21 protein-coding genes are annotated in these 25316 nt (G+C 36.9%); 10 read left to right on the top strand and 11 right to left on the bottom strand.

Features of this window, described 5'->3' with window-relative positions; genetic code table 11:
* Positions 1-38: 38 nt before the first annotated feature.
* Complete coding sequence (locus AC012T_RS04420) at positions 39-524, bottom strand: hypothetical protein (RefSeq protein WP_487063453.1); 486 nt, start codon at positions 522-524, stop codon at positions 39-41.
* A gap of 414 nt (positions 525-938) precedes the next feature.
* Positions 939-1508 (bottom strand): Uma2 family endonuclease, encoded by a 570-nt coding sequence (locus AC012T_RS04415; protein ID WP_487063451.1) that lies wholly within the window; start codon positions 1506-1508, stop codon positions 939-941.
* Positions 1509-1679: 171 nt separating this feature from the next.
* On the opposite strand from AC012T_RS04415, the gene AC012T_RS04410 reads away from it, so the two are divergent.
* A complete protein-coding gene (locus AC012T_RS04410; protein ID WP_487063449.1) occupies positions 1680-2246 on the top strand; it encodes a Uma2 family endonuclease in 567 nt (188 codons plus the stop codon).
* Between the two features lie 146 nt (positions 2247-2392).
* On the opposite strand, the gene AC012T_RS04405 is transcribed toward AC012T_RS04410, so the two are convergent.
* The 4 genes from AC012T_RS04405 to fdxB all read right to left on the bottom strand — a co-directional run bounded on the left by AC012T_RS04405 (position 2393) and on the right by fdxB (position 6578).
* Entirely contained in the window at positions 2393-2989 is a 597-nt protein-coding gene (locus AC012T_RS04405) for a cytochrome c oxidase subunit 3 (RefSeq protein ID WP_127055945.1), read from the bottom strand.
* 184 nt (positions 2990-3173) lie between these two features.
* Positions 3174-4820, bottom strand: a complete 1647-nt coding sequence (gene ctaD / locus AC012T_RS04400; RefSeq protein WP_487063447.1) for a cytochrome c oxidase subunit I — start codon at positions 4818-4820, stop codon at positions 3174-3176.
* Positions 4821-4892: 72 nt separating this feature from the next.
* On the bottom strand, positions 4893-5849 hold the full coding sequence (locus tag AC012T_RS04395) for a cytochrome c oxidase subunit II (RefSeq protein WP_487063445.1): 957 nt from the start codon (positions 5847-5849) through the stop codon (positions 4893-4895).
* A gap of 435 nt (positions 5850-6284) precedes the next feature.
* Positions 6285-6578, bottom strand: coding sequence for a ferredoxin III, nif-specific (fdxB, locus tag AC012T_RS04390; RefSeq protein ID WP_015212347.1), 294 nt, complete (start codon positions 6576-6578; stop codon positions 6285-6287).
* A gap of 1096 nt (positions 6579-7674) precedes the next feature.
* On the opposite strand from fdxB, the gene AC012T_RS04385 reads away from it, so the two are divergent.
* Positions 7675-9264: a helix-turn-helix domain-containing protein gene (locus AC012T_RS04385; protein WP_487066432.1), complete on the top strand. Its 1590-nt coding sequence runs from the start codon at positions 7675-7677 to the stop codon at positions 9262-9264.
* A gap of 162 nt (positions 9265-9426) precedes the next feature.
* On the opposite strand, the gene AC012T_RS04380 is transcribed toward AC012T_RS04385, so the two are convergent.
* Positions 9427-9810 (bottom strand): four-helix bundle copper-binding protein, encoded by a 384-nt coding sequence (locus AC012T_RS04380; protein ID WP_487063443.1) that lies wholly within the window; start codon positions 9808-9810, stop codon positions 9427-9429.
* A 535-nt stretch (positions 9811-10345) separates the two neighbouring features.
* Here AC012T_RS04380 and AC012T_RS04375 point away from each other — a divergent pair.
* The 3 genes from AC012T_RS04375 to AC012T_RS04365 all read left to right on the top strand — a co-directional run bounded on the left by AC012T_RS04375 (position 10346) and on the right by AC012T_RS04365 (position 14540).
* The gene (locus AC012T_RS04375) at positions 10346-10948 is read left to right on the top strand and encodes an MBL fold metallo-hydrolase (RefSeq protein WP_487063441.1); all 603 of its coding nucleotides are present in this window, start codon (positions 10346-10348) and stop codon (positions 10946-10948) included.
* 212 nt (positions 10949-11160) lie between these two features.
* Positions 11161-14175: a hypothetical protein gene (locus AC012T_RS04370; protein WP_487063439.1), complete on the top strand. Its 3015-nt coding sequence runs from the start codon at positions 11161-11163 to the stop codon at positions 14173-14175.
* A 29-nt stretch (positions 14176-14204) separates the two neighbouring features.
* Positions 14205-14540 carry an element excision factor XisI family protein gene (locus AC012T_RS04365; protein WP_487063437.1) on the top strand — a complete coding sequence of 112 codons (336 nt, stop codon included), beginning with the start codon at positions 14205-14207 and terminating at the stop codon, positions 14538-14540.
* 52 nt (positions 14541-14592) lie between these two features.
* Here the strand turns inward: AC012T_RS04365 and msrB are convergent, their stop codons facing one another.
* Positions 14593-15087 carry a peptide-methionine (R)-S-oxide reductase MsrB gene (gene msrB, locus AC012T_RS04360; RefSeq protein ID WP_323310727.1) on the bottom strand — a complete coding sequence of 165 codons (495 nt, stop codon included), beginning with the start codon at positions 15085-15087 and terminating at the stop codon, positions 14593-14595.
* Positions 15088-15326: 239 nt separating this feature from the next.
* On the opposite strand from msrB, the gene AC012T_RS04355 reads away from it, so the two are divergent.
* Positions 15327-16112: a class II glutamine amidotransferase gene (locus AC012T_RS04355; protein ID WP_487063435.1), complete on the top strand. Its 786-nt coding sequence runs from the start codon at positions 15327-15329 to the stop codon at positions 16110-16112.
* Between the two features lie 139 nt (positions 16113-16251).
* On the opposite strand, the gene AC012T_RS04350 is transcribed toward AC012T_RS04355, so the two are convergent.
* A complete protein-coding gene (locus tag AC012T_RS04350; protein ID WP_487063433.1) occupies positions 16252-17448 on the bottom strand; it encodes a response regulator in 1197 nt (398 codons plus the stop codon).
* A gap of 355 nt (positions 17449-17803) precedes the next feature.
* Positions 17804-18886 (bottom strand): sulfate ABC transporter substrate-binding protein, encoded by a 1083-nt coding sequence (locus AC012T_RS04345; protein ID WP_487063431.1) that lies wholly within the window; start codon positions 18884-18886, stop codon positions 17804-17806.
* Between the two features lie 416 nt (positions 18887-19302).
* On the opposite strand from AC012T_RS04345, the gene AC012T_RS04340 reads away from it, so the two are divergent.
* The 4 genes from AC012T_RS04340 to AC012T_RS04325 all read left to right on the top strand — a co-directional run bounded on the left by AC012T_RS04340 (position 19303) and on the right by AC012T_RS04325 (position 22788).
* The gene (locus AC012T_RS04340; protein ID WP_487063429.1) at positions 19303-20418 is read left to right on the top strand and encodes a sulfate ABC transporter substrate-binding protein; all 1116 of its coding nucleotides are present in this window, start codon (positions 19303-19305) and stop codon (positions 20416-20418) included.
* A gap of 157 nt (positions 20419-20575) precedes the next feature.
* Positions 20576-21517 (top strand): sulfate ABC transporter permease subunit CysT, encoded by a 942-nt coding sequence (locus AC012T_RS04335; protein WP_487063427.1) that lies wholly within the window; start codon positions 20576-20578, stop codon positions 21515-21517.
* Entirely contained in the window at positions 21504-22343 is an 840-nt protein-coding gene (gene cysW / locus AC012T_RS04330) for a sulfate ABC transporter permease subunit CysW (protein ID WP_487063425.1), read from the top strand. The genes AC012T_RS04335 and cysW overlap by 14 nt, the downstream gene beginning before the upstream one ends.
* Before the next feature lie 178 nt (positions 22344-22521).
* Positions 22522-22788, top strand: a complete 267-nt coding sequence (locus AC012T_RS04325; RefSeq protein ID WP_487063423.1) for an NIL domain-containing protein — start codon at positions 22522-22524, stop codon at positions 22786-22788.
* Between the two features lie 383 nt (positions 22789-23171).
* Here AC012T_RS04325 and AC012T_RS04320 read toward each other — a convergent pair whose 3' ends face one another.
* Positions 23172-24644 carry an ammonium transporter gene (locus tag AC012T_RS04320; RefSeq protein ID WP_487063421.1) on the bottom strand — a complete coding sequence of 491 codons (1473 nt, stop codon included), beginning with the start codon at positions 24642-24644 and terminating at the stop codon, positions 23172-23174.
* Between the last annotated feature and the right edge of the window lie 672 nt (positions 24645-25316).

Genomic DNA, 25316 nt, shown 5'->3' with positions numbered 1-25316 from the left:
GATGGTTGATTAGTAAAAATCTGAGCAAGTTTCTATTGTTAGTCATCATCTTCTGGTGGACGAGTTAAAATATCCAGAAGAATGCCAGCACCAAAATCATTTTTGTCATCAATGCCTTTAACTCTGGCACTAATTTCCTTGGCTTGCTCTAACTTTCCTAGTTTAGCTAATACCAATCCAGAAGCAGCATAAGCATTTAAGTACAATCTGATTCGGTGTTCTTCGTGACGTTTAACTAAGATGGGTTGAAGTTGTTCCCAGTTATCTGGAAATTTCTCGACTTCTTTAATTTTAGCGGTTATTTTCTCTGCTGTTGTCAACGCGAGAACATAATTATTTTTGTAGTAAAAATATCTATAAGCTGCAACTAAAACATCTGTGTTGTCTTCTGTTTTAGCTAAAGCTTGCTGCATATATTTTGCAGATTCTTCTGTATTTTCCCAAGTCTGTGCTGCTAGTATCAATAATTCCTTGACATCATCTGCTACATCAAACCATGAGTATTTATTTTGAGCAGTTTCCATAATATTTAAACTATAGTAATTTGTCTGAATCAGAATTTTAGGATTTACAAGATTTTAATTGTCTGAATCAGGATATCCAGGATTTAAGGATTTTCAGGATGTAATTTACTAATTATCAATTACCAATCTAATTTATTTTAGAATATACACTAGACGTAATTCTGTAAATTTTAGATTATCTCAATATCTATCTTGAAAAATAATAAATAGTTAACCAAAATCATAACTTACACACAAATAATACCATCCTGTAAATCCTGAAATCCTGGACATCCTGATTCTGACAAATACTGAAATCAGCAAATCACCACCAACCATTAAACACTATTATCCTGAAAATCCTTAAGGTAATTTAGATATTGAGACAGTTGTTGAAAAAATACAGGCAAAATTTCGTCATGCTGGTAAGATTGCTTACTCAAAAGCAACACCACGATAAATTTCTGCTATTGGTAATTCAACTCCAATTGACTCCAAAGTAATGGATTTTTCTAAATTATTAAAATCGGTTAATAACCAACCTTGAGATTGTTTACTATATTTTTCTATAAAAGGTTCATCTTTTTCAACTAATAAATATTCACAAAAACTGCTAATTGAACGACACATCCGAAACTTGCTTTTGCGGTCATAATCTGCTGTGGAAGGGGATAATACTTCTATAATTAAGGTAGGATTTAAAACTTCATCACTGCGATTTTCATTTAGTTGCGGTTCACCTGCAAAAACCATTACATCTGGATATAAGCCGCGTTTATATTCAGGAATCCATAGCCGCAAATCACTATTAATTGGCTCAAATTTACTATCCCGTAGCAGAAATTTTAGAAATGCAAAAATATTACCACCTATACGGCTGTGGTTGAGTGATCCTCCTGGCATTGGTATAATTTCCCCATCATGATATTCGTTGCGCCCTTCTGCTTTTTCTTCAATGGCGCGATATTCATCTAAACTATAATGACGCTCAATAGTGGTAATCATTATGCTGTCACCGATTACATTGAAGTGATTATGATTATAGCAAAATTGCGGCTAATTGTCTGAATCAGGATATCCAGGATTTAAGGATTTACAGGATGTGATTGGATGATTGTTTTAATACTTAATAAATAATGTTAAAATTAAACCATCAGTAATCATGGAGTAAATGTCATGGTACAAATTAAACATAGATTTGCAAGTTTTGAAGAATATTTATCTTATGATGATGGCACTGATAACTTGTATGAATTGTTTAATGGGGAGTTAGTGGAAATGCCACCAGAATCAGGTATTAATGTGCAAATTGCTAATCGTCTTTTACTTATTTTTGCATTGTTAATAGGGATTGATAGAGTGCGGGGACATGGCTTAGAGTTGGAAGTAAGAGGAGAACCAAGAAATCGTTATCCTGATCTGACTATTATTCGGGAAGAACATATTAAATTATTATCAAACCGGAATACTATTCGCCTCTCAATATCACCACCTTTATTGGTTGTTGAAGTTGTTAGCCCTGGGGAATTACAAAGAGATAGAGATTTTATCGCCAAGCGGTTACAATATCAAGATTGTGGTATTCCTGAATATTGGATTATTGACCCAGAAACTAAAAGCATATTAGTTTTAGAATTAATTAATGAAATTTATCATGAAATTGGGATTTTTTCTGGTGATGATTTAGTTGTTTCTCCACAATTTAATATATTGAGTTTAAAAGCATCACAGATTTTTGATTAAGCATAAATAATTTCTGTATCAGGATGTCTAGGATTTAAGGATTTTCAGGATGTGATTGGATAATGTTTTTACAATTGTGAATGATGTATGATCAGGTAAAAGGTAAAAGGTGTATAATTACCAATTACCCATTACCCATTACCAATTTAAAATGCGTTGAGAATGTAAACCAAGGTGAAGAGAACAATCCAAATGATATCAACGAAGTGCCAGTAAATTTCTGCCATTTCGATGCCTGTGTGTTTGGTATCAGAATAATGACCACGACGCAAAGAACGCCATAATACACCCAAGATTAACAACAGTCCGATGAAGACGTGTAAACCGTGGAAACCAGTCATTAAATAAAAGCAATTGGCGAAAACATTGGTGGTTAGACCATATCCCAAATTCATGTATTCATAAACCTGACCGGCTAGGAATACAGCCCCCATAATTGCGGTAATGAAATACCAAAACCGCATCCAACCTACACTATTTCTTTTAATTGCCATATCACCAAAGTGAATGACAAAGCTACTAGAAACAAGAATGATGGTGTTAATTGTAGGGATAAATAATTCTACTTCTGTTCCTTCTGGTGGCCAAACGGCGGTAGTACCTCGAAAGAACAAGTAGGTGGCAAAAAATCCACCAAACATCAAAGATTCGGAAACCAGAAAAGTTAATAGTCCCCAAACTCGTAAATCTTGATGTTCTTCGTGTCCAGCTTCGTGATGTTCACTGGTTGTAATTGCAGTCATTTCATTTACCTACTATTCGTTTCTCGATTAGCTGTCTCACCCGCCTGGGAATGAATTCCCAGTCTAATAGCCCAAGTCCGTTAAAACGGACTGAAAACCGGATTTCTTAGTCGGTTTTAACCGACTTTTGCTATTAGCCTTGTACTTGAGTACAAGGTGAGTAAACTATGTCAATGTCTGCGTTTTAACTGACAGCCTCAGTCACTGATGATGATTCATCATGAATATGACCGTAATCATAAGGACCATGAGTAACAACAGGTAATACTTCCCAGTTTTCAATAATTGGTGGGGAACTGGTTGTCCATTCTAAAGTCAAACTTTCCCAGGGATTATCACCTGCGAGTTCGCCTTTTTTCCAACTGGTAATGGCGTTGTAAGCGAAGGGAATCACAGAAATACCCAAAATGAATGCGCCAATGGTGCAAAGCTGGTTTAAGCTGACAAATTGGGGGTCATACATGGCAACTCGGCGAGGCATTCCTTGTAAACCCAGTTTGTGCATGGGTAGGAATGTCAAGTTAGTACCGATTAAAGTGAGGATAAAGTGAACTCTTCCCCAGGTTTCGTTCATCATTCTGCCGGTCATTTTGGGGAACCAGTGATATATACCTGCGTAAATACCAAAGACGGAACCACCAAAGAGAACGTAATGGAAATGTGCGACTACATAATAGGTGTCGTGGACGTGAACATCAAAGGGGGCTGTTCCCATTGTTACGCCGCTTAATCCACCCATGACGAACATGGATAATAAGCCGATCGCAAATAGCATGGCGCTGGTGAAGCGAATCTTGCCACCCCAAAGGGTTGCAACCCATCCGAAGATTTTTACACCTGTGGGAACTGCAACTATGAGGGTAGAGATGGTGAAGAACATCCGCATCCAACCGGGTGTACCACTGGTAAACATATGGTGTACCCAGACGAATAAACCAACGACGCAAATAGCAACTGTGGAAAATGCGATCGCTTTATAACCAAAAATCTGTTTCCGTGCATGGGTGGGAATTACTTCTGACATAATCCCAAAAATCGGCAGAATCATTAAATAAACTGCCGGGTGGGAATAAAACCAGAATAAATGCTGGTAGATAACGACGTTACCACCAGCATCTGGTTTGAAGAAGGAAGTACCAAAGTTGATATCAAACAACAACAGAATTAAACCTGCTGCTAATACTGGTGTAGATACAAGTGCGAGGACAGAAGTTGCTAAAATTGCCCAGCAAAATAGGGGAACTTGATCCCATTTCATGCTGGGGACTTTCATCAACAAGATGGTGATCACAAAGTTGAGTGAACCCAAAATTGAGGAAGTTCCCACTAACACAATCGCTAAAATCCACATGGTTTGCGCGATTGGTGCGGTAACTAAGCTTAATGGTGGGTAAGCTGTCCAACCTGATTGGGAACCACCAAAAATGAAACTGAGTAACAGTAATAATCCTGCGGGTGGGTTTAACCAAAATGCGATCGCATTTAATTTGGGAAACGCCATATCTCTAGCACCCACCATCAGCGGGACTAGATAGTTACCAAATCCCCCAATTGCACTAGGGACAATCCACAGGAAGATCATGATCGTCCCGTGATTGGTCATGAAAGCGTTGTACAGATTAGGATCAAGAAAATCGGAATCTGCGGTGGCTAACTCGGTGCGGAGTGCGATCGCCATCAACCCACCGATGAGATAAAATGCAAACGCTGTCACCAAATATTGAATCCCAATCACCTTGTGATCAATATTAAAAGTGAAATAATCTCGCCATTTCCACGCTGTAGGGTGTGAGGTGTGTGGCGTATTTGGTGGAAATTCTAACTGTGTCATTCGATTTTAGATTTTAGATTTTGGATTGGGGATTTTCAGTTATCAGTAGAAAAAGGCAAAAGTTTAATTTACCTATTTCCTATTCCCGATCACTAATGACGCAATATTTTCTTTACTCACTCCCATATCCTGAACATAAGGTGCCAGAAATTCAGGTGTAGATAAATTAGCTGGATTTACAGCCACAACTTGAGGTTGTCCTTGCTGTTGTGCAATCTGGTTTTCTGTCAACCAGCTATCAAAATCTTCTTGGGTGTGGACAACAACTTGCGATCGCATAGAACCGTGATAACCACCACACAATTCCGCACAAACTATCGGATATGTACCTGGTTTAGTAGCAACAAAACGCAATTCAGTAGCAATACCAGGAAGTGCATCTTGTTTGAGACGAAATTGGGGAACCCAAAACGAATGAATTACATCATCTGCTGATAGATTCAACTGCACATCAGCACCAACAGGAACGTGTAACTCACCAGCAGCAATCCCAGTTTGGGGATAGTTAAACAACCAAGCAAACTGAATCCCCTTCACATCAACTACCAAATCCGCTGCTTTACCTTGAGTTTGGGGACTTCCACCAATACCAATCCCAGCAGTGACAGCTTCAGAACCATCATTCATGGTAGCAGCCATAGCCATCTGTCCATGAGGATGACTACCTGGTTCTAAACCTCCCATTTTGTTATAAATATCTACACTGTAGATACCCAAAACAATCACAATTACTGTAGGAACTGCTGTCCAAAATATTTCTAAGGCTAAGTTACCTTCTACAGGTGTACCATCACCATTGTCTCCTGGACGACGACGATACATAAACAAGAAAATTAGAATCGTTCCTTCTACTACTAAAAATAAAGCAACAGCAATGGTAAACATGATATTGAAAAATCCGTCTACCAAAGGCGCTTGTTGCGATGCTTGTACCGGTAGTAGATGATGATTTTGACCAATCCAGATGCTAATAGGGGAAATTATCATCCCAGCTAATAGCGTCCATAACGACACAGGAACTTTTTGCATACTACCTGCACTCTATCAGTTATCAATTATCAGTTGTAGGAGCAAATTACAATTCGTCCGTACTTATCCAGTTATCAATCTGTTCACTGTTCTCTGATTTGGGGCAGTGTTTTTGATTTTCACTTACTAACGTTCTAACTTACACTTAATACTAAATTGCATAAACTTCCAGATTTTTTCATATCTTTTACTCAAGATTAAAAAAAATGCTTTTAGTATATTCAAATTTCCAATTTTTTATAAAAACTGGAAATTCAGGATTTTAATTCTGCTCATTTATAACAATTTACGATTTATATTTTTGTTGTTGATGAACTTTTTATCTAGTTGGGGAAAAAATAAGATATTCCCATATAATTACATAATTTAGCAGATTTACGCAGTCAAATAGTGCTTTTTTAAGCAAAGCATTATTTTGAGTAATTCCCAAAAATATTAGTTGTCTACTGTTGTATGAGAATAACAATTTTTGGGACAAATACGGGAACAAGCTTCGCAACCAATACAGTTTTCTGGAGTCACTACTGCCATTACCTTCCGTTCAATTTCTTCATCATCTTCGTCTTCCACAAATTCGCCTTCTTCATTTAGTGCCTTTAACCCTAAAACATTGTGACCACATACTTTAATACATCTGCCACAACCAATACATTTATCTTTGTCAATCTCTTGGGCAAATTTTGGAGTCCAGGTCTTACCGCCAAAAGTCACTCCTGTTAATGTCGCCATAATTTTTCCCTCAGCAATTTTGCTTACAAATTAGTTCGTGATTTAATCTTAATCCTAGCCTAATAATTTTTATTTTTACGAATAAAAATTAACTTTTTTATCAAATTTTTCTGACTTGGTAAATAATAGCAATTGAGTTTAGATAATTAATCATATTAAATGATATTTATTATTAATAAAAAACATCTACTTATCAATACCTTGTCCATTTTTTGTAGGTTGGGTTAAGCAACAGCGCAAGCCGACGCATTTGTTGGGTGATGCCTCCGGCACACTACGTGAACGTCCCTCAAGCCAACCTACAAATCAAGACTTTTTTCGATTTGGACAAGGTATTGCTGATAGATCCCCCTAAATTCCCCTTTTTAAGGGGGGTTGGGGGGATCTCAATCAATTCTGATACTTTTCAAACATCCTCTAGGGGTCAGTTTTCCTCCTGCCCTTGATAAAAATATATTGATATTTTTTTGCAAATATAATATTTACCTCATGGATAAAAGATGCGATTTAACAGTATTAGTAGATACTAAATAAACCCAAATTACCTTTTATGTAAAAAACTATACAAATTAAATCATCAGAAAAGTTATATTTTACCTTAACTTAATTTATGCACAAAATTTAACTTTAAAAGAAACTGTAACTTCCATAGCAATAAATAAATTCAAATTAACAGTCAGTTAAACAATTTAGCAGTACCTAGATGTTACCCAAAAACACTTTGAGTAAGGTTTTATAGTCAAATATAAAGACAAAGATTAAGAAATCTTCCTAAGCTCATTCTGAACAAACTTAGCGAAATCTTTATGAAATGTATAGTTAATAAAGAAGCAATGAAGCTCTTGTTTCAATGTCTTTGATCAGTGAATAGTCAACAGTGAACAGTTATTAAGGATATGCTGTGATTTTTCATTCAGCTAAATCCATTAGTAGGGGTAAAGCACAATATAAACCCTGTTAACTGATAACTGACAAGTGAGGCGAGAAAAACATTTCTTGTCATGGAGATACTTTGGTAGCAAGTTATGAATCAACAGGAGACATCACGGGGGGACTTGAGCCAAACATCTCAGCAATTAGAGTAGGAAGAAGCCTGATGCCTTATACAATTCCTAACAAAAATTGCATTGGATGTGATAAATGCCGACCCCAATGTCCTACGGGTGCAATCAAAATAGAAAATAATGAATATTGGATTGATCCTTGTCTTTGTAATAATTGTGAGGGTTATTATCCAGAACCACAATGTGTCATTGCTTGTCCAATAAATGCTCCCATACCTGCACAAGCGAAAAAAGGAAGATGCAAAATTGAACCGCGAGAACCTACCAGTCCTGATTTATTTTCCAATGGCAAGAATCATCCATTTGCTTCAGCAATAGTTATCTGGGAAGCTTGCAATTTACTAGCACAACGTAAATCATTAAATTGGGAAACAGATGCAGAAGATAATTTACATTATAGCCGACAAGTTAATCAAGGTCGGGGTGCAATTTCTTTTCATATCCAAGACCCATTTCAACTTAGTAACCTAGCTAAAGATTTACACGTAATTCAAAGCCTCGATATTCGAGCAGCTTGTATTCATTTAATTTTCGCAGCCCATGCTACAGCCTTAGATAAACCTTGGGAACAAGAATTTGCCATTGATGAACGCCAAATTGAAAAATATTTGGGGTTAGAGAAACGCAAAGACCTCAACAAAACTGCCAAGCTTTCTTTAATCAAAAACATCGTTCAACAAGCTTGTTCTCTCATTGTTACCATAGACTGGCCGCAACGGGGTAGAGTTACCGGATTTTCTGTTACACAAAGTCACTTATGGCATTTAACAGATATTCAGCACCATTTTCAAGAAGATGATCTGGGGTGTAAATATTTGATTGGACTGACATTTAAGGTTAAAACAGGCACTTGGGCGCAACATTTCTTAAATAGACAAGCCAGTAAAGAGCGAAGCGGATTTTATCAATATGGTAGTCTTCCTAAAACGCTGTTAACTACAGTTATGAGTCTTTGGCAGCAACATGAAGGTGCCATTAGACTGATGTTATGGTTATTATTTAAAACCAAAATGGGTAGAGAACAACGCATCACTGTTCCTACCCTAATGCGAGTTGCTTATGGTGAGGAAAAAATTAACCTAGCTTCGAGATTAAGAGATGAACGTAAGCGTTTATTACGCACTTTTGAAAATGATTTGGAAGTTCTCAATCATTATGGAGTCAAACCACTATTTGACCCTATTACCTATCCGCCAGAAATTCAACCATTGTGGGCGAAATTAGTTGATATTCCTGAAGATCCAGATGAGGCTTTGGAATTTTGGATTAATGATGGTAGTGGTGATAATCGACTAACAGATAGTGGACCTCGTGGCAAGTGGAATTTGTTAATGAATGCGCGAATTTTATCTTTTGAACTTCCTCCAGAGTGGGAACAGCTAAGTTCAGAAGCAGAGAAAAAAAAGCGTAGTACTGTTAGGAGTAAAAAAACTCTTAAAAGCATTGGTGATTTATTAGGTGAACAAGTTTTGCAAGCACGCAAAAATATTAATATCTCCCAAAGAGAATTAGCAAGGCTTACGGGTAAAAGCCAAAGCTGGATTCGTGATGTTGAAAATGGTCGTCTTAAACCTAAGTTAGAAGACCAAGCACTACTCAGAAAGGTGCTGAATATTCTTTAATTTAGTTATCTCGTTCCCAGTCTCCGGCTGGGAATGCCATTAAAGAGGCTCTGCCTCTAATCTTAGCAGAAGTGTTACCGATAGCGCAGCCTTGGCTCAAGGCAGAGCCTTCTAGAATTCATTCCCATACAGAGTATGGGAACGAGAAAAATTACGAATTAGTTAAGCAGGCATCATTTGCATTGATCTGCAAGTTTCAGCACATCTACGACAAACTGCGGCACATTCCATCATCTTGCTATCATCACTGATTTTTTCACAAGCTGCGGCATAGCGATAGCTTTGCTCGCCGCAGGCATCGCACATTTCCGCACAAAGCATACAAGTACGTCCCATGAACTCGGAACCACCCATCATCATGTTCATGCACATCATGCACATTTCAGAGCAGTCGCGCATCATGCTGATCATGCCCATATCCATGTACTTACCACCTTTACTCATACAGTAAGCCATGGTTTCTAAGCATATTTTATGACATTCCATGCAAGAGTTCATGCAGGTTTGAATTTCGCTGGTCATGTTTTCGGTCATCATCATCAACATAAAAAATACTCCTGATTTCGCAATGTTTGCCTATGTTTTGATTTGGATTAATTACAACATTAAGTCCAAATTTTTCAAGGGTAACTGGGGCTTTCACCCCTAAATTGATTAATTCAAAATTCCGATATAGTGACTAAATTCCTCCCCCAAATTATTCACATGAATTGGTGCTATTTTGCACTCTTTTCAATGATTTTTGCTGATAAGTTCTCTTATGAGAAATTCAATAAATAGAAGTTCTCAGCTTTTAATTTGGATATCCTAATGAAGAGTGAATTTTGACTAAATCCTAACACCATATTTTTGGTTCACAGTATTGATTAACTGTGATTAACTACTTTTTACCTTCTATCCTATGGCTGATTTTTAAATAAAATCATTAACTAAATTACCCGGTATATTTTGATGATCCTCAATTCCTAACGATGGTGACGGCAAAAACAGTAGTTTTTTCGCTGACTGGTGAGCATGAATGATACATTATTAATGCTGGTCTATTAATACAAACTATTGAAAGTTCTGAACTAAAATTATCATGAAATCTTTGCACCGTAACGATTTATATAGCTGGTCTTGTTTTAACCCCGCAAGAAATATTGATTTCAATGGGTTCGCTTGGATACGTCCAGAAGGGAATATCTTGATTGATCCAGTAGCTTTATCAAACCATGATTGGAATCATCTGGAATCCCTCGGTGGTGTGGCTTGGATTGTACTGACGAATTCTGATCATCTGCGGTCAGCTAAGGAAATTGCTAATCAAACCTATGCTAAAATTGCTGCACCAAAGGCGGAAAAAGAAGATTTCTCGATTTTGTGCGATAGGTGGTTGACTGATGGTGAGGAGTTAGTTCCAGGACTGAAGGTGATTGAAATCCAAGGTTCAAAGACTCCTGGTGAGTTGGCCTTGCTGTTGGAGGAGACGACGTTGATTACTGGGGATTTAGTGCGATCGCACAAAGCCGGCACTTTAACTATTTTACCAGACGAAAAGTTGATGAATCGAGATCAAGCCGTGGCTTCTGTACGCCGCTTGGCTGGTTTGGAGAAGGTGGAAGCGGTGCTAGTGGGTGATGGTTGGTCTGTTTTTCGCAATGGTAGGGAAAGGTTGCAGGAATTGTTGGGGACTTTGGGGTGATGTGGAGGACGAGGAGGGAACTGACAAGTCAGCGCTTCGCTATGGCATCACTTCAGAACAACATGGTATAAAATTTAATGTGGGCTGGGAAATGCCCTCTTTATATCATGTAATATATAATACAATAATTAAGAAGCTTTTTTAAAGTTGGAAGTATATTGCTAATAACTGCTTGATTTCATCTTTAAATTTTTACTTGATTAGAATACATAATGACTTTGAAAAAATTCAAAAAACATTGGTCAGGTAGTTTGAAACATCTGCAAGTATTTCAGACTTGGAATTTGCGGAGTTTAGCGAATAAAAAAGTAATTGGGTATGGAGTTAACTTTATAAGTGGTATGAGTCTGGGATATCTTTTAGGATTATTTAAGGCTCATGTAATTATTATCAATAATTTAGCTATGATTAATTTCCAAATTATAAGTATTAATTGGGATTTAATTATTTCTAAATTTTCCTGGGTAAAATATTGTTTTAACTGGATAATTTCAATATCACCTAGCACTGGCTTTTTATCAGATGTAGTAGCTTTTCAAGGTGCAATAATTGCTATTGCTATACCTCTCAGCTTGGAAATTATTTCTCGAATATCTGAGCGATATCAATCAGGAGTTATTACCAAGAAATTTAGCCAAGAGTCGGAAATTAAGCTGCTGCCAATATTGTTAACTATAGATATCATAGCTGCTATTATTCTAAAATTTTTCACCCCTGCTGATTCAATTTCTGGTTATTGGAAAATTCTTGCCTGGATTACTTTTATTATATTTATATTTACGATTTATATACTCTATAAATTTTTTGCTACCCTTCGACGTTATATAACTGATACTAATTTTTTATTAGATGAGCTTTTCAATGATATGGAAAAATCACTTACTCCCCAAACTCAAAATAAGAAATTAGATAATGAAGCATTGAAATTAAAACAAAAACAACTTGTTGAAGCTCTAGAAGCTACTGGTGATATTTTAGCATTTGAAACAAAGAATAAGAAAGGAGAAGAAAAAATCAAAATAGGACTAAATAGAATTAGCGAGAAAATGGGACAATTTCTTGAGATACAAAAAAGTAGACCTGAAGAATTTGAGCGATTACTTTTATCTCAAGATTTTTTTGATGTATATGCTCAGGATAAAACTAATGGTCAACTACCATTGAAATTAGATACTAAAAAACATCTTGTTTCATTTACAGCAGCAGTAAATCAACTTTTGAGAATACGCGAAGCAGCTTTAGAAGTAAACAATGCTGAAATTGAGTGGTTTGTAACTGCTGATATTATTTCGTTACTTAGAGATATATCCCAGATTCCTAATAATAATTTGCTTGTAGAACAATTGCTTAAAAATCTTGCTGAACTCAGAAGAAATACTAATCAAAATCAAAGCGGTTCAGCACATCTGGTTTCAATAAGCTGGTACATTACTATAGTATTTAATGATTTATTTGATCTTTCATATTTGGATTTATTTGATAGATACTTTTTTTACGGAATTCAAGATATTATATCTAATAATAAAACTTCCCTATTTAAAAGTTTGGTATCTAATTTAATAAACTCTATAACACTACACGATTCAAGTTATGAAAATATTGATAATTATATATCATTTGTTAGAGGGTGCAATTATCAAAAATACAAAGAAATAGATGAAACATATCACATAAGGAGTAAAATAAATAATTTAAAGCAGCAAATTCAACATATTCGTACAAGAGATCAGCTAATTAGTTGTCTAAAAATTGTTAATGAAGTAGTAGAATTATTACAACCTTGCTTTAATGACGTTCAAAAAGAGGAAGCTCAACAAAAAGAAGATAAACTTCGAGAGGATATTACTTCTAATTTCAAGTTTAATAACCTTATAGATATTATTTTTGGTGCTGGAGCATATTGTATTTTTAAACAAAGATATGACTATATTAAATATCTATGGAATTTCAAGCAACCACATGATTCGGAAGCAACTTGGGTAGGGCATGATATTCTTCCTACTTCGATTGGAAACTTAATCAACTTTTATTTTGAAATAAATCGTATTCAAAGAGATTTTTGCCTTTTTTGGGAAGATCGTCACGGAAGTGAACTCTACTATAAACAATATTTTTTGCTGCTATCGCTTAGAGAATTTCAAAAAAATAATCGGACAGAAATAATTAATCAATTTAGATTATCAGACACTTTGGATTCCCGCGAATTAAATAATATAATTTACTCAGTAGATAGCTTTATTAAACTTGCTAATAAACTCAAAGAAGATACTGAAAATTTAAGCATACTTGGACTGGACATTAATAATATTGAATCTGCATTAATTCCATTTTTGCAAAGTTTGAAACCAAAAGTAGAAGAACGGATAAAAAGTTTACTAAGAATTAAAAATCTCAGTTCTAAAAAAGTCGATCAATTTAAAAAAGATTTTACTGAGAGCTTTGATAAATCAACAATAATTAGAAATATTCTCAGTTATCATGAATTGTATGAAGATAGAATTCATGAGGGTTTAGAAATTAGCATTAATCCATTTGGTATAATAGAGCTTTATCCGAAAGCTGCTTTTTTAGAAGAATGGTATGTGACATATTATGATATTGGTATTACCTACGGTAGGAATTTAGCAAGAGACGAAAATTTAAGAATTATAGAAGAAATAGAAAATTTGTGCCAAGAGATTGATATCAGTCAGTTCGATACAGCAATTGATTTATTTAAAGAAAATCTAGATAATATAATTATTCTTACTATAAATTTAGATATAAATAGTCTTCTTACAAATAGAGTCAACTTCAAATCTAAGTGGCAAAATGATTGTCCAAAAATAGAAATCCGAGGTTTTCAGGGATGCTATACAATTGAAGATTGTGATATTCCAGTCTTTACTGTGTACGACGACAATACTGATAACAAGAGAATTTTAATCCTTAATAAGTCTAGACTTGGTAAACTAGTTCAATATTCACCCAGCAATGGGAGCGAGATGGAAGAATTGACAGGTATATTTCATATTAATATCAAGTCTTATTCAGAAAATCAAGAACTAATGAATGATTTCCTACAAAATCCGCCAACTTGGTTAACAGATTTAGGTGATCAAGTCCAACAAAAAGAATATCTGGAGGAAAAAGTCAAAATCGAAATTTATGAAAAATTCCAATTTGAGCAACATCAAGACTTTCAGGGATATTTAATAAAATTACCTAATCAGGATTCCTCTAATTAAGATAACTTGATCTCTTAACATCATGTTTTATGGCAAAGTTAGAAGATTATCGCCAATATATTCAGCAAATATTGACGAAATACGCCAGTTATAAACCTGCTTATGGAGAAATTGAAGTAGAGACAATCTTTGATACACAACGGGATCATTATCAGATTGTCCATATTGGCTGGGAAAATAAATGTCGAGTGTATGGCTGTTCTATGCACCTCGACATCAAAAACGAAAAAATCTGGATTCAATGGAATGGAACAGAAATTGATATTGCTGAAGAATTAGTTCAACTCGGTGTTCCTAAAGAGGATATTGTGATCGGGTTTCATTCCCCTTTTATGCGAAAATTTACAGAATATGCAGTAGGTTAAGCCAAAAAAGCGAACTGCTGAAAACAGCAGTGCTTTACGATCGCTCTTTTGACTAAGCTGGTGTAAACTGCAATGACACACCGTTCATGCAATAACGCAAGCCAGTAGGTTTGGGGCCATCGTTAAATACATGGCCTAAATGTCCACCGCAATTGCTACAATGCACTTCAGTTCTAGTCATGAACAAAGACCGATCTGTTGTAGTAGCGATCGCACCTTCAATTGGTTTAAAGAAGCTCGGCCAACCAGTACGGCTATCAAATTTGCTGTCTGAGGTAAACAAAGCCTGTCCACACCCAGCACAGACATAAGTACCAGGCTCATAATTCTTGTCTAAAGGGCTAGTATGAGGGCGTTCTGTGCCATGTTTCCGCAATACCTGATACTGTTCCGCTGTTAAAATGCTTTTCCACTCTTGTTCTGTTTTGGTCACTGCAAACTCAGTATTAGAAGCTGCCATAGTCTCTGAACCCCAATTGATATAACGTGAAAAAAAGGCTGTGCCAAATAATACGGCACTAATCTGTAAAAAACGGCGTTTGTCCATATTTATATTATTTACTATTTTACTTTTCTCAGCCAAGCAAACTCAGACGAGAATTTACTCATCATGAGCAATCACCCTGAGAAACACCTGATAAACTCATTAAAATTAGCTAAAAAAGTTTAATTTTCAAATTGCAGCGTTCGCGTAGCGTACCGGAGGTAATCGCGTCAACATAGATCAGCTATTCTGGAGTATCTTTATCCACAAACATCTATAGAAAATTCAGCGCTTTAACACTAATGTGTCAACTGCTAGGAATGAACTGCAATGTACCCACAGATATTTGCTTCTCTTTTGAAGGATTTTCTGCTAGGGGAGGAAAAACCGATGATCATAGCGATGGTTGGGGTATTAGTTTTTCTGAAGGTAAAGGATGTCGGATTTTTTTAGATGCTAAACCCTCCATAGCCTCTCCATTAGCAGAATTAGTCCGTCGCTATCCCATCCACTCTACCCACGTCATTGCCCATATTCGCAAGGCTACCCAAGGTGAAATTGCCATTGAAAACTGTCATCCTTTCTGCCGGGAACTTTGGGGTAGGTATTGGGTATTTGCCCATAACGGTAATTTACCAGACTTTCATCCTCAAAATAATGGTCTTTTTCAACCTGTCGGTAACACAGATAGCGAACAGGCATTTTGCATGATTCTCAACGCTTTGCGAGAAAGTTTTCCTGATGGTAAACCCCCGCTCAAGTTACTTTATCCTGTATTAAGCAAAATCACGGCAGAATTAAATTCTATCGGCATTTTTAACTATTTGTTATCAGATGGAGAGCATTTTTTTACCCATTGCTCTACCAAACTTTGGTACATTATCCGTCAAGCACCCTTTGCAGCCGCGCATTTAATTGATGAAGAGATGACTGTAGATTTTAGCGAATTGACTACCCCAAGCGATCGCGTTGCTGTCATTGTCACTATTCCCCTCACAGATAACGAAATTTGGACACAAATCCAGCCAGGAGAAATACTAGTGTTTCAAGATGGTTTACCACTTAATGTTGACCTGCGTTCGACATAAGATAATTTGTGGAAAACTCTCCCCCAGTAGGAGTCTCAAACCCTTATTCTCTCGATTGAAAAAATCATAACTCCGTTCGCGTAGCGTCTCCGAACTCCGAACTCCGGTTAATGTTGAGTAATTTATTTAGGAAAACATCTTAATAAGAAAATGCCAAATTATATGGCTTTCCCAATTTTGGTTCATCCTGTAAATACTTATTCACTATCCCTATTACCTTATCACTATCAATCGGCTTGGTGATAAATTCCGTTGCCCCAAATACCTTAGAACGGACTTTATCAAAAACGCCATCACTACCAGTCAAAACCACCACTGGTGTTTTAGCAAATAAAGAAGTGCATCTTAATTGGCTGCAAAGTTCATAACCATTGATCACAGGCATAATTAAATCCAAAAATATCAAATCTGGTTTATTTGCAATTAGTATAGGTAAAGCTTGTACAGAATCTTGAATACCTATAAATCTCATCCCATTAGCAGTAATAATCCTCTCTAATATTTTACAAACTTGAAGACTATCATCCACACAAGCTATAAGAGGAGCATTTTTACTAACTACTCGTGAATGGCTAGATTGATTATTCACTTTAGAAATTGCTAAAGGTAAGTCACCTATTTCTATTAATTCTGTGATTCCTTTTTGCATAAAAGGACGCAATGAGCGAGCTACTGATACGACACTCTGCTTCATTTTTGCAGCTAATTCCCATAATGTATACTGTCCGTTAATTAAACGTTCAAAGTTATTATACACAATTGGACTAACTTGCCTTTTTAGTAAGTCTGGATTGCGTAATACTGGTGATAAATTAGGATGAAAATTTTCCAAACCTGCTTCTGACCAACCATTCCAGAAATCTTTAATTTGTTGAGACAGGATATTTATAGATGTAGAATTTACTGGAGATTCTAACTGTATATCTTGATTTTGCTCACAAAAAAAAGATGAAGAGTTGGTTTTTTGAGCTAAATCACAGGTAACTTCAAATATTGTTGTTTCTATAATGTTATTAATTTGCTCTTTAGTAATTTTTTGAGTTTTATACAAATTCTCTAAAATCAAAAAATCCCAGTGTTCGACTGATATATCAATGTCAGAAAAGTTGATGCTATTAATATCAAGATCATGACAGTTGTTAGCCAGATTTCTACGCAACCGACGGTAAATGTGAGAGCCTTCTGTCGCCCATACTAATTGCCCCAATTGATAATAGAAAATCCACTTGTTTTTTTTTGTGTCTTTAATATTAATTTGACCGCTAAATTGCAGTTGAGTACATTTTTGAAATATATTTGTTATTCTACTAAGTTGTATAAGTTGCGGCTGTGTCATAAATTCCTTATTAAAATTTTTTGTGGTTAGGATAGTCTTGCTTTGCTGATTTAAATAACCAAAAATTTAGCACTTAAATCTAGCATAGATAGTAGTTTTCCGTCACCCTAAATGCAATAAAATATAACAGCAATTTCAGCAAGTCTACATATAGTAAACTTTTGTAAATAAAGCCAACAATAGTATAAATACTGATATTTGCTATAAGAAATTTTGTCTTGACAAAAGTGTTTAACTATGATATACGAGGGTGGTCAAAATAAAAGTAACTCCCCAAGAAAGCTATGGCAATGAGAACATGACAAGCATCGCATCCCTGAAGAGTTACTATAACAATTTGATTACGTAGTTAAAGTTAGCGCTTTGCCCCTTGAATTTTGTCAAAGATAGCTCCATCATCAAAAAATTTCTTCTGCACAGCATCCCAACCGCCCAAATTATCTACTGTGTAGAGTCTGGCAATCTTCGGAAATTTATTCTGTACTTCTTTAGCTACAGTAGAATTAACTGGACGAAAACCAACTTTAGCAAACTCACGTTGCGCTTCTGGAGTAAAAAGAAACTTTACAAAAGCTTCTGATACTTGACGAGTACCTTGCTTATCAACATTTTTATCCACAACAGCAACAGGTGCATCTATCGAAATATTAATTGATGGCACCTCGTAAGATACATCTGTCTTTCCTTGTTGTGCAGCTAAGATAACTTCATTTTCATAGTTGAGTAATACATCACCTTGACCTTTTTTATAAAAGACATCACTTGATTCTCGTGCATCTTTAGGTAGTACAGCCACATTCCGAAAGACTTGAGTCAGGAAATTTTGGGCTTGAGTTTCGTTACCACCATTTTTAGTGATTGCACCCCACAAAGCCAGAAAATTCCACCTTGCACCGCCTGATGTCTTAGGGTTAGCAGTAATAACTTTGACACCTTGTTTGGATAAATCAGTCCAAGTTTTAATTTTTTTCGGATTACCCGGACGAGTTTCTAAAGCAACTACCGAACGAGTCACAATTGAATTGTTCGGGGCTTCTTTCTCCCAACCAGGTTTAATCAAACCTGCTTTTTCTATCTTTTTTGTATCCAGTGCCAATGCTAAAGCTACCACATCTGCGGGCAAACCATCAATTACAGCACGGGTTTGTGACCCAGAACCACCATAGCTTTGACGAATTACCACATCTTGACCTTTTTCCCGTTTCCATTTCCCCACAAACTGAGGAATAATTTTTTCGTAAGCACCCTTAGTTACTGCATAAGAAACCAAAGTAATTTCAACCTTTTTACCACTTTGACTAATCAGTTGCGTTTTTGAAGTTGTGTTTGAAGCTAATACAGGGTAAATCGTATTTATACTTAAACCTGCTACTAACCCTACAGTAGAAGAAAGCTTTAAAAATGGAACTACTGGATTTGTTGAGAAATTGTATTTCATGGGGAGTTGTGAATTAGTTGGCAAAATCTACGGTATATAGATCGGAATATCGTAATTAAGAGATTTAAAAAAGAGCGTATCAGATAGTACAGAGAAAATCAATAGGTTTTCTCGACAAAACCACTAATTATTTATCGGGAAATGTATGTATAATATTTTTTTATTTAGAATAAGCTAAACTGATTACAAGCTTATGAATATATGTAGAAATTTTCATCAAGCTAATAGCCCGATGAAAATTTTTAGACCATAGAAGTTGTAATTGACCATGAAACTGGTACAATCCCCATATTCTCTATCGAGGAAGTGTTGTTTTTGCTTGCATTTATAACCACATATCTGCAATTATCTATATACTATGAACGGTAAATACCGTATCCCCATCAATTAACTGTAGATTTACAGGAGGACAGAAAATGAATTTGCGATCGCTAAAACAATTACAACTTGGATTTAAGCTAAATTCACCCAAAAGCTTTGTATCACTATTTTTAGCAGGGGTAATTTTGAGTGTAACACTTGCCGCTTGCTCTGGTGCGAATGATAGTAATTCCGCAGATACTCCTGGTGCTACTCCTGTTGCGGCAAGTAAGCAGAACGTGGAACTAACTCTAGTATCCTTTGCTGTTACCAAAGCCGCTCACGAAGCCATTATTCCTAAATTTGTAGAGAAGTGGAAACAAGAACATAACCAAACTGTTACCTTCAGGCAAAGCTATGGTGGTTCTGGTTCCCAAACTCGCGCTGTTATAGATGGATTGGGAGCAGATGTTGTCCACTTAGCCCTATCTGGAGACACCCAAAAGATTGAAAAAGCTGGACTAATTGAGCCAGGATGGGAAAAAGAAGTTCCCAATAATGCTATTGTCTCCAAATCTGTGGCAGCCATCATCACTCGTCCAGGCAACCCTAAAGGTATCAAGACCTGGGAAGATTTAGGAAAAGATGGTATCAAAGTAATTACTGCTGACCCAAAAACGTCAGGTATTGCTAAGTGGAATTTCTTAGCACTATGGAATTCCGTGGTTAAAACTGGTGGTGATGACGCTAAAGCTACTGAATTTGTCAGCAAAGTTTACAAAAACGTGCCGATTCTGACTAAAGATGCACGGGAAGCCACTGATGCTTTTGCTAAACAGGGTCAGGGAGATGCTTTAATCAACTATGAAAACGAAGTTATCTTGGCACAACAAAAGGGTGAAAAAGTTGACTATGTTGTTCCTGATGTCAATATCTCCATTGACAATCCTATTGCAGTAGTGGACAAAAACGTTGATAAACACGGCACACGCGAAGTCGCAGAAGGGTTTATCAAATTCCTCTACACTCCTGAGGCACAAGAAGAGTTTGTCAAATTGGGATTCCGACCAGTGAATGAGACAGTAGCCCAAACTAAGGCAGTTTCAGACAAATTTCCGAAGGTGAAAACTCTGGGTATTGTTGATGACTTTGGCGGTTGGACAGCAGTCGATAAGAAGTTTTTCGCTGATGGTGGGGTTTTTGACCAAATTCAAGCCAAGAACAAACGGTAATTTGGGTTTGGTGATTGGTGATTGGTGATTGGTGGTTAATTCCTTCCTCCTTTTTCCTTCTGACTCCTACCTCCGAACTCCTACCTCCGAACTCCTACCTCCGAACTCCGAACTCCTGACTCTCATCAGACAAAAAGCTAAGTTTAAATTTTGAATTATGACCGTATCTTCTTCGGTGAAAGTTGATCATAAAATTCCTGCCTGGAAGGTGTTTCTAGATAATGTCATTCGACTGCCTTGGACTTGGCGAATTACCATAGCATATTTAACGGTAATGTTGTTTTTGCCTATGGCGGCAATGTTTCTCAAAGCAAGTACTGAATCTCCGGCTAAGTTTTGGGAAATCGCTACTAATGAGTTGGCCTTAGCAACATACAATGTTACTTTTCTGACTTCTATTTTTGCGGCTTTGCTCAATGGCGTATTTGGAACTCTGATTGCTTGGGTTTTGGTGCGTTACGATTTTCCTTTCAAACGCATCATTGATGCGACAGTAGATTTACCTTTTGCTTTGCCAACATCGGTTGCAGGTCTAACGCTGGCAACAGTTTACAGTGATAATGGCTGGATTGGTTCGCTGTTAGAACCGGGTTGTTTTCTTCGGCATTGCCATCTGCCTCCAGACACTTATTATGATTGGATTCGTTGGCTGTTAGCACCACTGGGGTTTAAAGTATCTTTTACCCGCTTAGGAGTTGGGGTAGCAATGATATTTATCTCCTTACCATTTGTGGTGCGGACTGTGCAACCAGTGTTGCAAGAAATGGAACAGGAAATTGAAGAGGCTGCTTGGAGTCTGGGTGCTTCTCAATGGCAGACTTTTTGGAAGGTGATTATCCCACCTTTATTTCCGACAATTTTGACTGGTGTGGCTTTGGGTTTCTCCCGCGCTGTGGGAGAGTATGGTTCAACGGTGATTATTGCTTCTAATACACCGTTTAAAGATTTGATTGCACCTGTGTTGATTTTCCAGCGATTGGAACAGTATGACTATTCTGGTGCAACAGTGATTGGTGTGGTTTTACTTTTGATTTCTTTGGTACTGTTACTAGCAATTAATTTCTTACAAGCTTGGTCGAGAAGATATGACAACAGATAAGAGAAATAATCCCAAACAGCAGAGTTGGGTTCCGGGGGTTTTGATTGGAATTGCGATCGCTTATTTAGCCTTAGTTCAATATATCCCTGCACTCAACGTTTTTTACCAAGCCTTTAAAAAGGGAGTTGGCCCTTTTATCTCTAACCTCACCCGACCTGAATTTCTCCATGCAGCTTGGCTAACTTTTTTGCTGGCATTAATTGCTGTACCTATAAATACTGTATTTGGTCTATGTGCAGCTTGGGCTATTTCTCGTCATAAATTCCCAGGACGGGCTATAGTTCTCAGTATTATTGACCTGCCTTTTTCTATCTCCCCAGTAGTCGCTGGTTTAATGATAGTCCTACTTTACGGACGACAGGGGTGGTTTGGCCCTTGGCTTGAGTCTCATAATATCCAAATTATCTTTGCCTTTCCCGGCATGGTTTTAGCTACCGCATTTGTCAGTATGCCTTTTGTCGCTAGAGAAGTAATTCCGGTTTTAGAAGAGTTTGGTAAAGACCAAGAAGAAGCTGCTAAAACTTTGGGTGCAAACGACTGGCAAACTTTTTGGCGTGTGACACTGCCTAGCATCCGTTGGGGTTTACTCTATGGCTTAATTTTAACTAATGCCAGAGCAATGGGTGAATTTGGTGCGGTTTCTGTTGTTTCTGGCAATATTGGCAATACAACTCAGAGTCTACCGCTTTTTGTTGAGGATGCTTATAAACAGTATGAAACTGAAGCTGCCTTTTCTGCGGCTGTACTTTTGGCACTACTGGCAGTTGTAACTTTGGTGCTGAAGGAGATTCTGGAACGGAAAACCCGTATTAAGGAAGTTGAATAATGCGTAATTCGTAATTATGAGTCTTGATATACTAAACACGGTTAGGACTTGGACTTTTCTAAAATTGGGAAAACCCTAGATGTGTAGGGGTAATTCATGAATTACCCCTACCTATAGAATCAAATGATTAAGCCGTTTTGAGTATAAACAATATCAATTTGCTTTACAGGAGATTTTTATGGCTAGTGACAATGCGCTCACCCATAAAGGGATTCGAGTGAGGATTCCTCAAGACTATCATCAAGAACCTGTGATTTCTCGTTTAATATCTGACTACGGACTGACTGTGAATATTAAGGCAGCTATTCTGGGACGTGATGCAGTCGGTGATGGTTGGTTTGACCTGGATTTAGAAGGTACAGAAGTGCAAATTCAATCCGGGTTAACCTATCTCCAAGAATTGGAATTGGAAGTCTGGGATGAAAATAAGATAGGTGATTGGTAATTTAACTGTAGAGACGTTTCCCGCAGATGTCTCTACAGAGAAAATTTTGATTTGACCGTTTTTTGATCAAACAGTAAATAAGCCCAAGCAGATTTTAGACTAATAATATCACAAAATGTCAATAGGTAATAATCAATGGCTGTAAAAACGTATTTACGTTAAATTATTGATAATAATGTCAATAATATTGAGAATATAGGCTACTTATTGCTAAAAAGCTATAGTTGACAATTTTCTGAAAAAATATATTTAAATAAATTATGCTTTTCTAACAATTCAATTTGCATCTTCTAGAATCCTTGTAGAGACGTTCCATGGAACGTCTCTACATTTATATTCGTTAGATAATCGGTTGATTGCGCTTACCTAACCAAAGCGGTAAATTATTCACCTTCCAAAGCACCGACACCAGGCTTATGAGAGCGATGTTTTTCTTCTTCTTCGACAAACTGCTCAACTGCATAGACATCAGGCCAGACAGTTGCGCCGTGTTCATAAGCATCAATACCGATTTTATCGGCTTCAGAATCAACACGTAGGTGGCCAATTGCTTTGAGTCCACCGAACATCAAAAAGGCAAAAGCAACGGTGAAAACTGCGATCGCAACTACACCCAAAATTTGCACACCCAGCAAATCAAAGCCACCGCCTAACAATAACCCAGCTTTTTTGTTCAGAGTTAATTCTGGCTGACCCAAGAAACCTATAGCCAGAGTACCCATCATGCCATTAATCCCGTGAACAGCGAATGCACTTACAGGGTCATCAATATGCAGTGATTCAATGAAATCAATTCCTAAAACTACTAAAATTCCACCGGTTAACCCGATTAAAACCGCAGCCCAAGGTGCAACAAAAGCGCAACCAGCTGTAATCCCTACAAGTCCGGCTAAAGAACCATTCAGACAATAAACTAAATCCCATTTACGGGAACGGAAGTATTGATAAAACATTGCCGCAATTGCACCAGCACCAGCACCAAGGGTGGTATTGAGTGTGACTAACCCAATCAAGCCAGGATTACCAGTACCAAGGGTTGAACCTGGGTTGAACCCGTACCAACCAAACCATAAAATCATGGTTCCCAAGGCTGCTAAACCTAAATTATGTGCTGGGGGGATTTGTCCCCAAGGAGTACGTCCAGGACGGGGGCCTAACAAATATGCCCCAACTATTGCTGTCCAACCACCAACACTGTGAACTACAGAACTACCAGCAAAGTCATGGAAACTCATTTTGGCTAACCAGCCGTCCGCGTTCCAAACCCAGTGAACAATAATTGGGTAACTGAATGCTGCCATAACAGCACTGTAGATTAAGTCACCGATAAAATCTGTTCTTCCCGCCATTGAACCAGTTGTGATTGTACTGGCAGTAGCAGCGAAAGCAAACTGGAAGAAGAACAAGGTGTAAGCATTGAGTTCGGAAGCTATACCTGGCACTCCACCACTTGGGAAGGCTCCATCAGTTGGTAACTGACTGAGGAAAAAGGTATCTGTGCCAATAAAACCACCTGCACTTGTACCGAAGGCAATACCAAAACCAACTCCCCACCAAATTAAGATGGTGACAGCAGCATCAATGAAGTTTTCTAATAAGGCGTTAACAACACCTCTTTGACGGAGCAAACCTGCTTCTAACATTGAAAAACCAGTTTGCATGAAAAATACTAGAAACCCTGTGAGTAATACCCAGGTAGTATCAATAGAAATTTGTAATTTGGTTGTTGTTTCCGCTAAAGATTGAATTGTTGGCGGATCTGCTGCTTGAACAACTGTGGGAGCAAAAATTGCAAACACCATTGAACCTATAGCTAGTGCTATTAGGCGATACAAGGGTCGAGTACGTTTATTCATTGCTGTTTTTTCCTGCGAGTAAAGCCTTGATTGATGTTTTTCAGCAGCTGACAAAAATTAATTCTAGAAACATTAAACAATGTTTTTCCCGCTAAATCTGAAAAATCATTACCTCAAAATTTATGTTTCAAAAATGGATTCTATTTCGGCTCAAACGTGTTTTTTTGGAATAAAAATTGTCAGTTTGAGGCATAGAAAACAGAGTATTTCTTCCATGATTTATCCCCTAATTATCATGAAAGTTGATCATCGATCAAGGTGCAAATTACAATTCGGCAAAATTTGGTTAACTAACCCTAATTAAGGGAAAATTTAGATGTAATTGCTTCAGGAATTTCTAGATTAATTCCTGATTTAATTTAATGAAACCGTTCTTCAATAAATTTGATTGATTTTCTATTTAATATATAAATAAATTCTGTATCGAAAATTACATTTTTATGTTTTTGATATAAATTACTCACCCTGGAATCAAGGTAAAGGTGAATATATCCCTTGCAATACAAGGATTTAGCCTCATCTATATCTAATAAAAAGAACTTAAATAATTAACTATTAAAAAAAATAATAATGTGGTTATACTTTTATATACAAAATTTATGAGCTATTCGTTTTGACTGTTCAGCTGTTCCAAATTTAATTTGCATATTAAGGTTCAATAAGATGCTTATT

This window comes from Anabaena sp. EIM26 (assembly GCF_057568715.1).
Note: the sequence above shows the minus strand (reverse complement) of the source record. Positions and strands in the feature narration are given on the sequence as shown.

Bases quoted from the DNA above. Each gene is read 5' to 3' on its own strand.
- AC012T_RS04395 (WP_487063445.1), bottom strand. From the start codon at position 5,849: ATGCAAAAAGTTCCTGTGTCGTTATGGACGCTATTAGCTGGGATGATA.
- fdxB (WP_015212347.1), bottom strand. From the start codon at position 6,578: ATGGCGACATTAACAGGAGTGACTTTTGGCGGTAAGACCTGGACTCCA.
- AC012T_RS04365 (WP_487063437.1), top strand. From the start codon at position 14,205: ATGGCAAAGTTAGAAGATTATCGCCAATATATTCAGCAAATATTGACG.
- AC012T_RS04370 (WP_487063439.1), top strand. From the start codon at position 11,161: ATGACTTTGAAAAAATTCAAAAAACATTGGTCAGGTAGTTTGAAACAT.
- AC012T_RS04345 (WP_487063431.1), bottom strand. From the start codon at position 18,886: ATGAAATACAATTTCTCAACAAATCCAGTAGTTCCATTTTTAAAGCTT.
- AC012T_RS04325 (WP_487063423.1), top strand. From the start codon at position 22,522: ATGGCTAGTGACAATGCGCTCACCCATAAAGGGATTCGAGTGAGGATT.
- AC012T_RS04415 (WP_487063451.1), bottom strand. From the start codon at position 1,508: ATGATTACCACTATTGAGCGTCATTATAGTTTAGATGAATATCGCGCC.
- AC012T_RS04420 (WP_487063453.1), bottom strand. From the start codon at position 524: ATGGAAACTGCTCAAAATAAATACTCATGGTTTGATGTAGCAGATGAT.
- msrB (WP_323310727.1), bottom strand. From the start codon at position 15,087: ATGGACAAACGCCGTTTTTTACAGATTAGTGCCGTATTATTTGGCACA.
- AC012T_RS04340 (WP_487063429.1), top strand. From the start codon at position 19,303: ATGAATTTGCGATCGCTAAAACAATTACAACTTGGATTTAAGCTAAAT.
- AC012T_RS04410 (WP_487063449.1), top strand. From the start codon at position 1,680: ATGGTACAAATTAAACATAGATTTGCAAGTTTTGAAGAATATTTATCT.
- AC012T_RS04375 (WP_487063441.1), top strand. From the start codon at position 10,346: ATGAAATCTTTGCACCGTAACGATTTATATAGCTGGTCTTGTTTTAAC.
- ctaD (WP_487063447.1), bottom strand. From the start codon at position 4,820: ATGACACAGTTAGAATTTCCACCAAATACGCCACACACCTCACACCCT.
- AC012T_RS04335 (WP_487063427.1), top strand. From the start codon at position 20,576: ATGACCGTATCTTCTTCGGTGAAAGTTGATCATAAAATTCCTGCCTGG.
- AC012T_RS04320 (WP_487063421.1), bottom strand. From the start codon at position 24,644: ATGAATAAACGTACTCGACCCTTGTATCGCCTAATAGCACTAGCTATA.
- cysW (WP_487063425.1), top strand. From the start codon at position 21,504: ATGACAACAGATAAGAGAAATAATCCCAAACAGCAGAGTTGGGTTCCG.
- AC012T_RS04385 (WP_487066432.1), top strand. From the start codon at position 7,675: ATGCCTTATACAATTCCTAACAAAAATTGCATTGGATGTGATAAATGC.
- AC012T_RS04380 (WP_487063443.1), bottom strand. From the start codon at position 9,810: ATGTTGATGATGATGACCGAAAACATGACCAGCGAAATTCAAACCTGC.
- AC012T_RS04350 (WP_487063433.1), bottom strand. From the start codon at position 17,448: ATGACACAGCCGCAACTTATACAACTTAGTAGAATAACAAATATATTT.
- AC012T_RS04405 (WP_127055945.1), bottom strand. From the start codon at position 2,989: ATGACTGCAATTACAACCAGTGAACATCACGAAGCTGGACACGAAGAA.
- AC012T_RS04355 (WP_487063435.1), top strand. From the start codon at position 15,327: ATGTGTCAACTGCTAGGAATGAACTGCAATGTACCCACAGATATTTGC.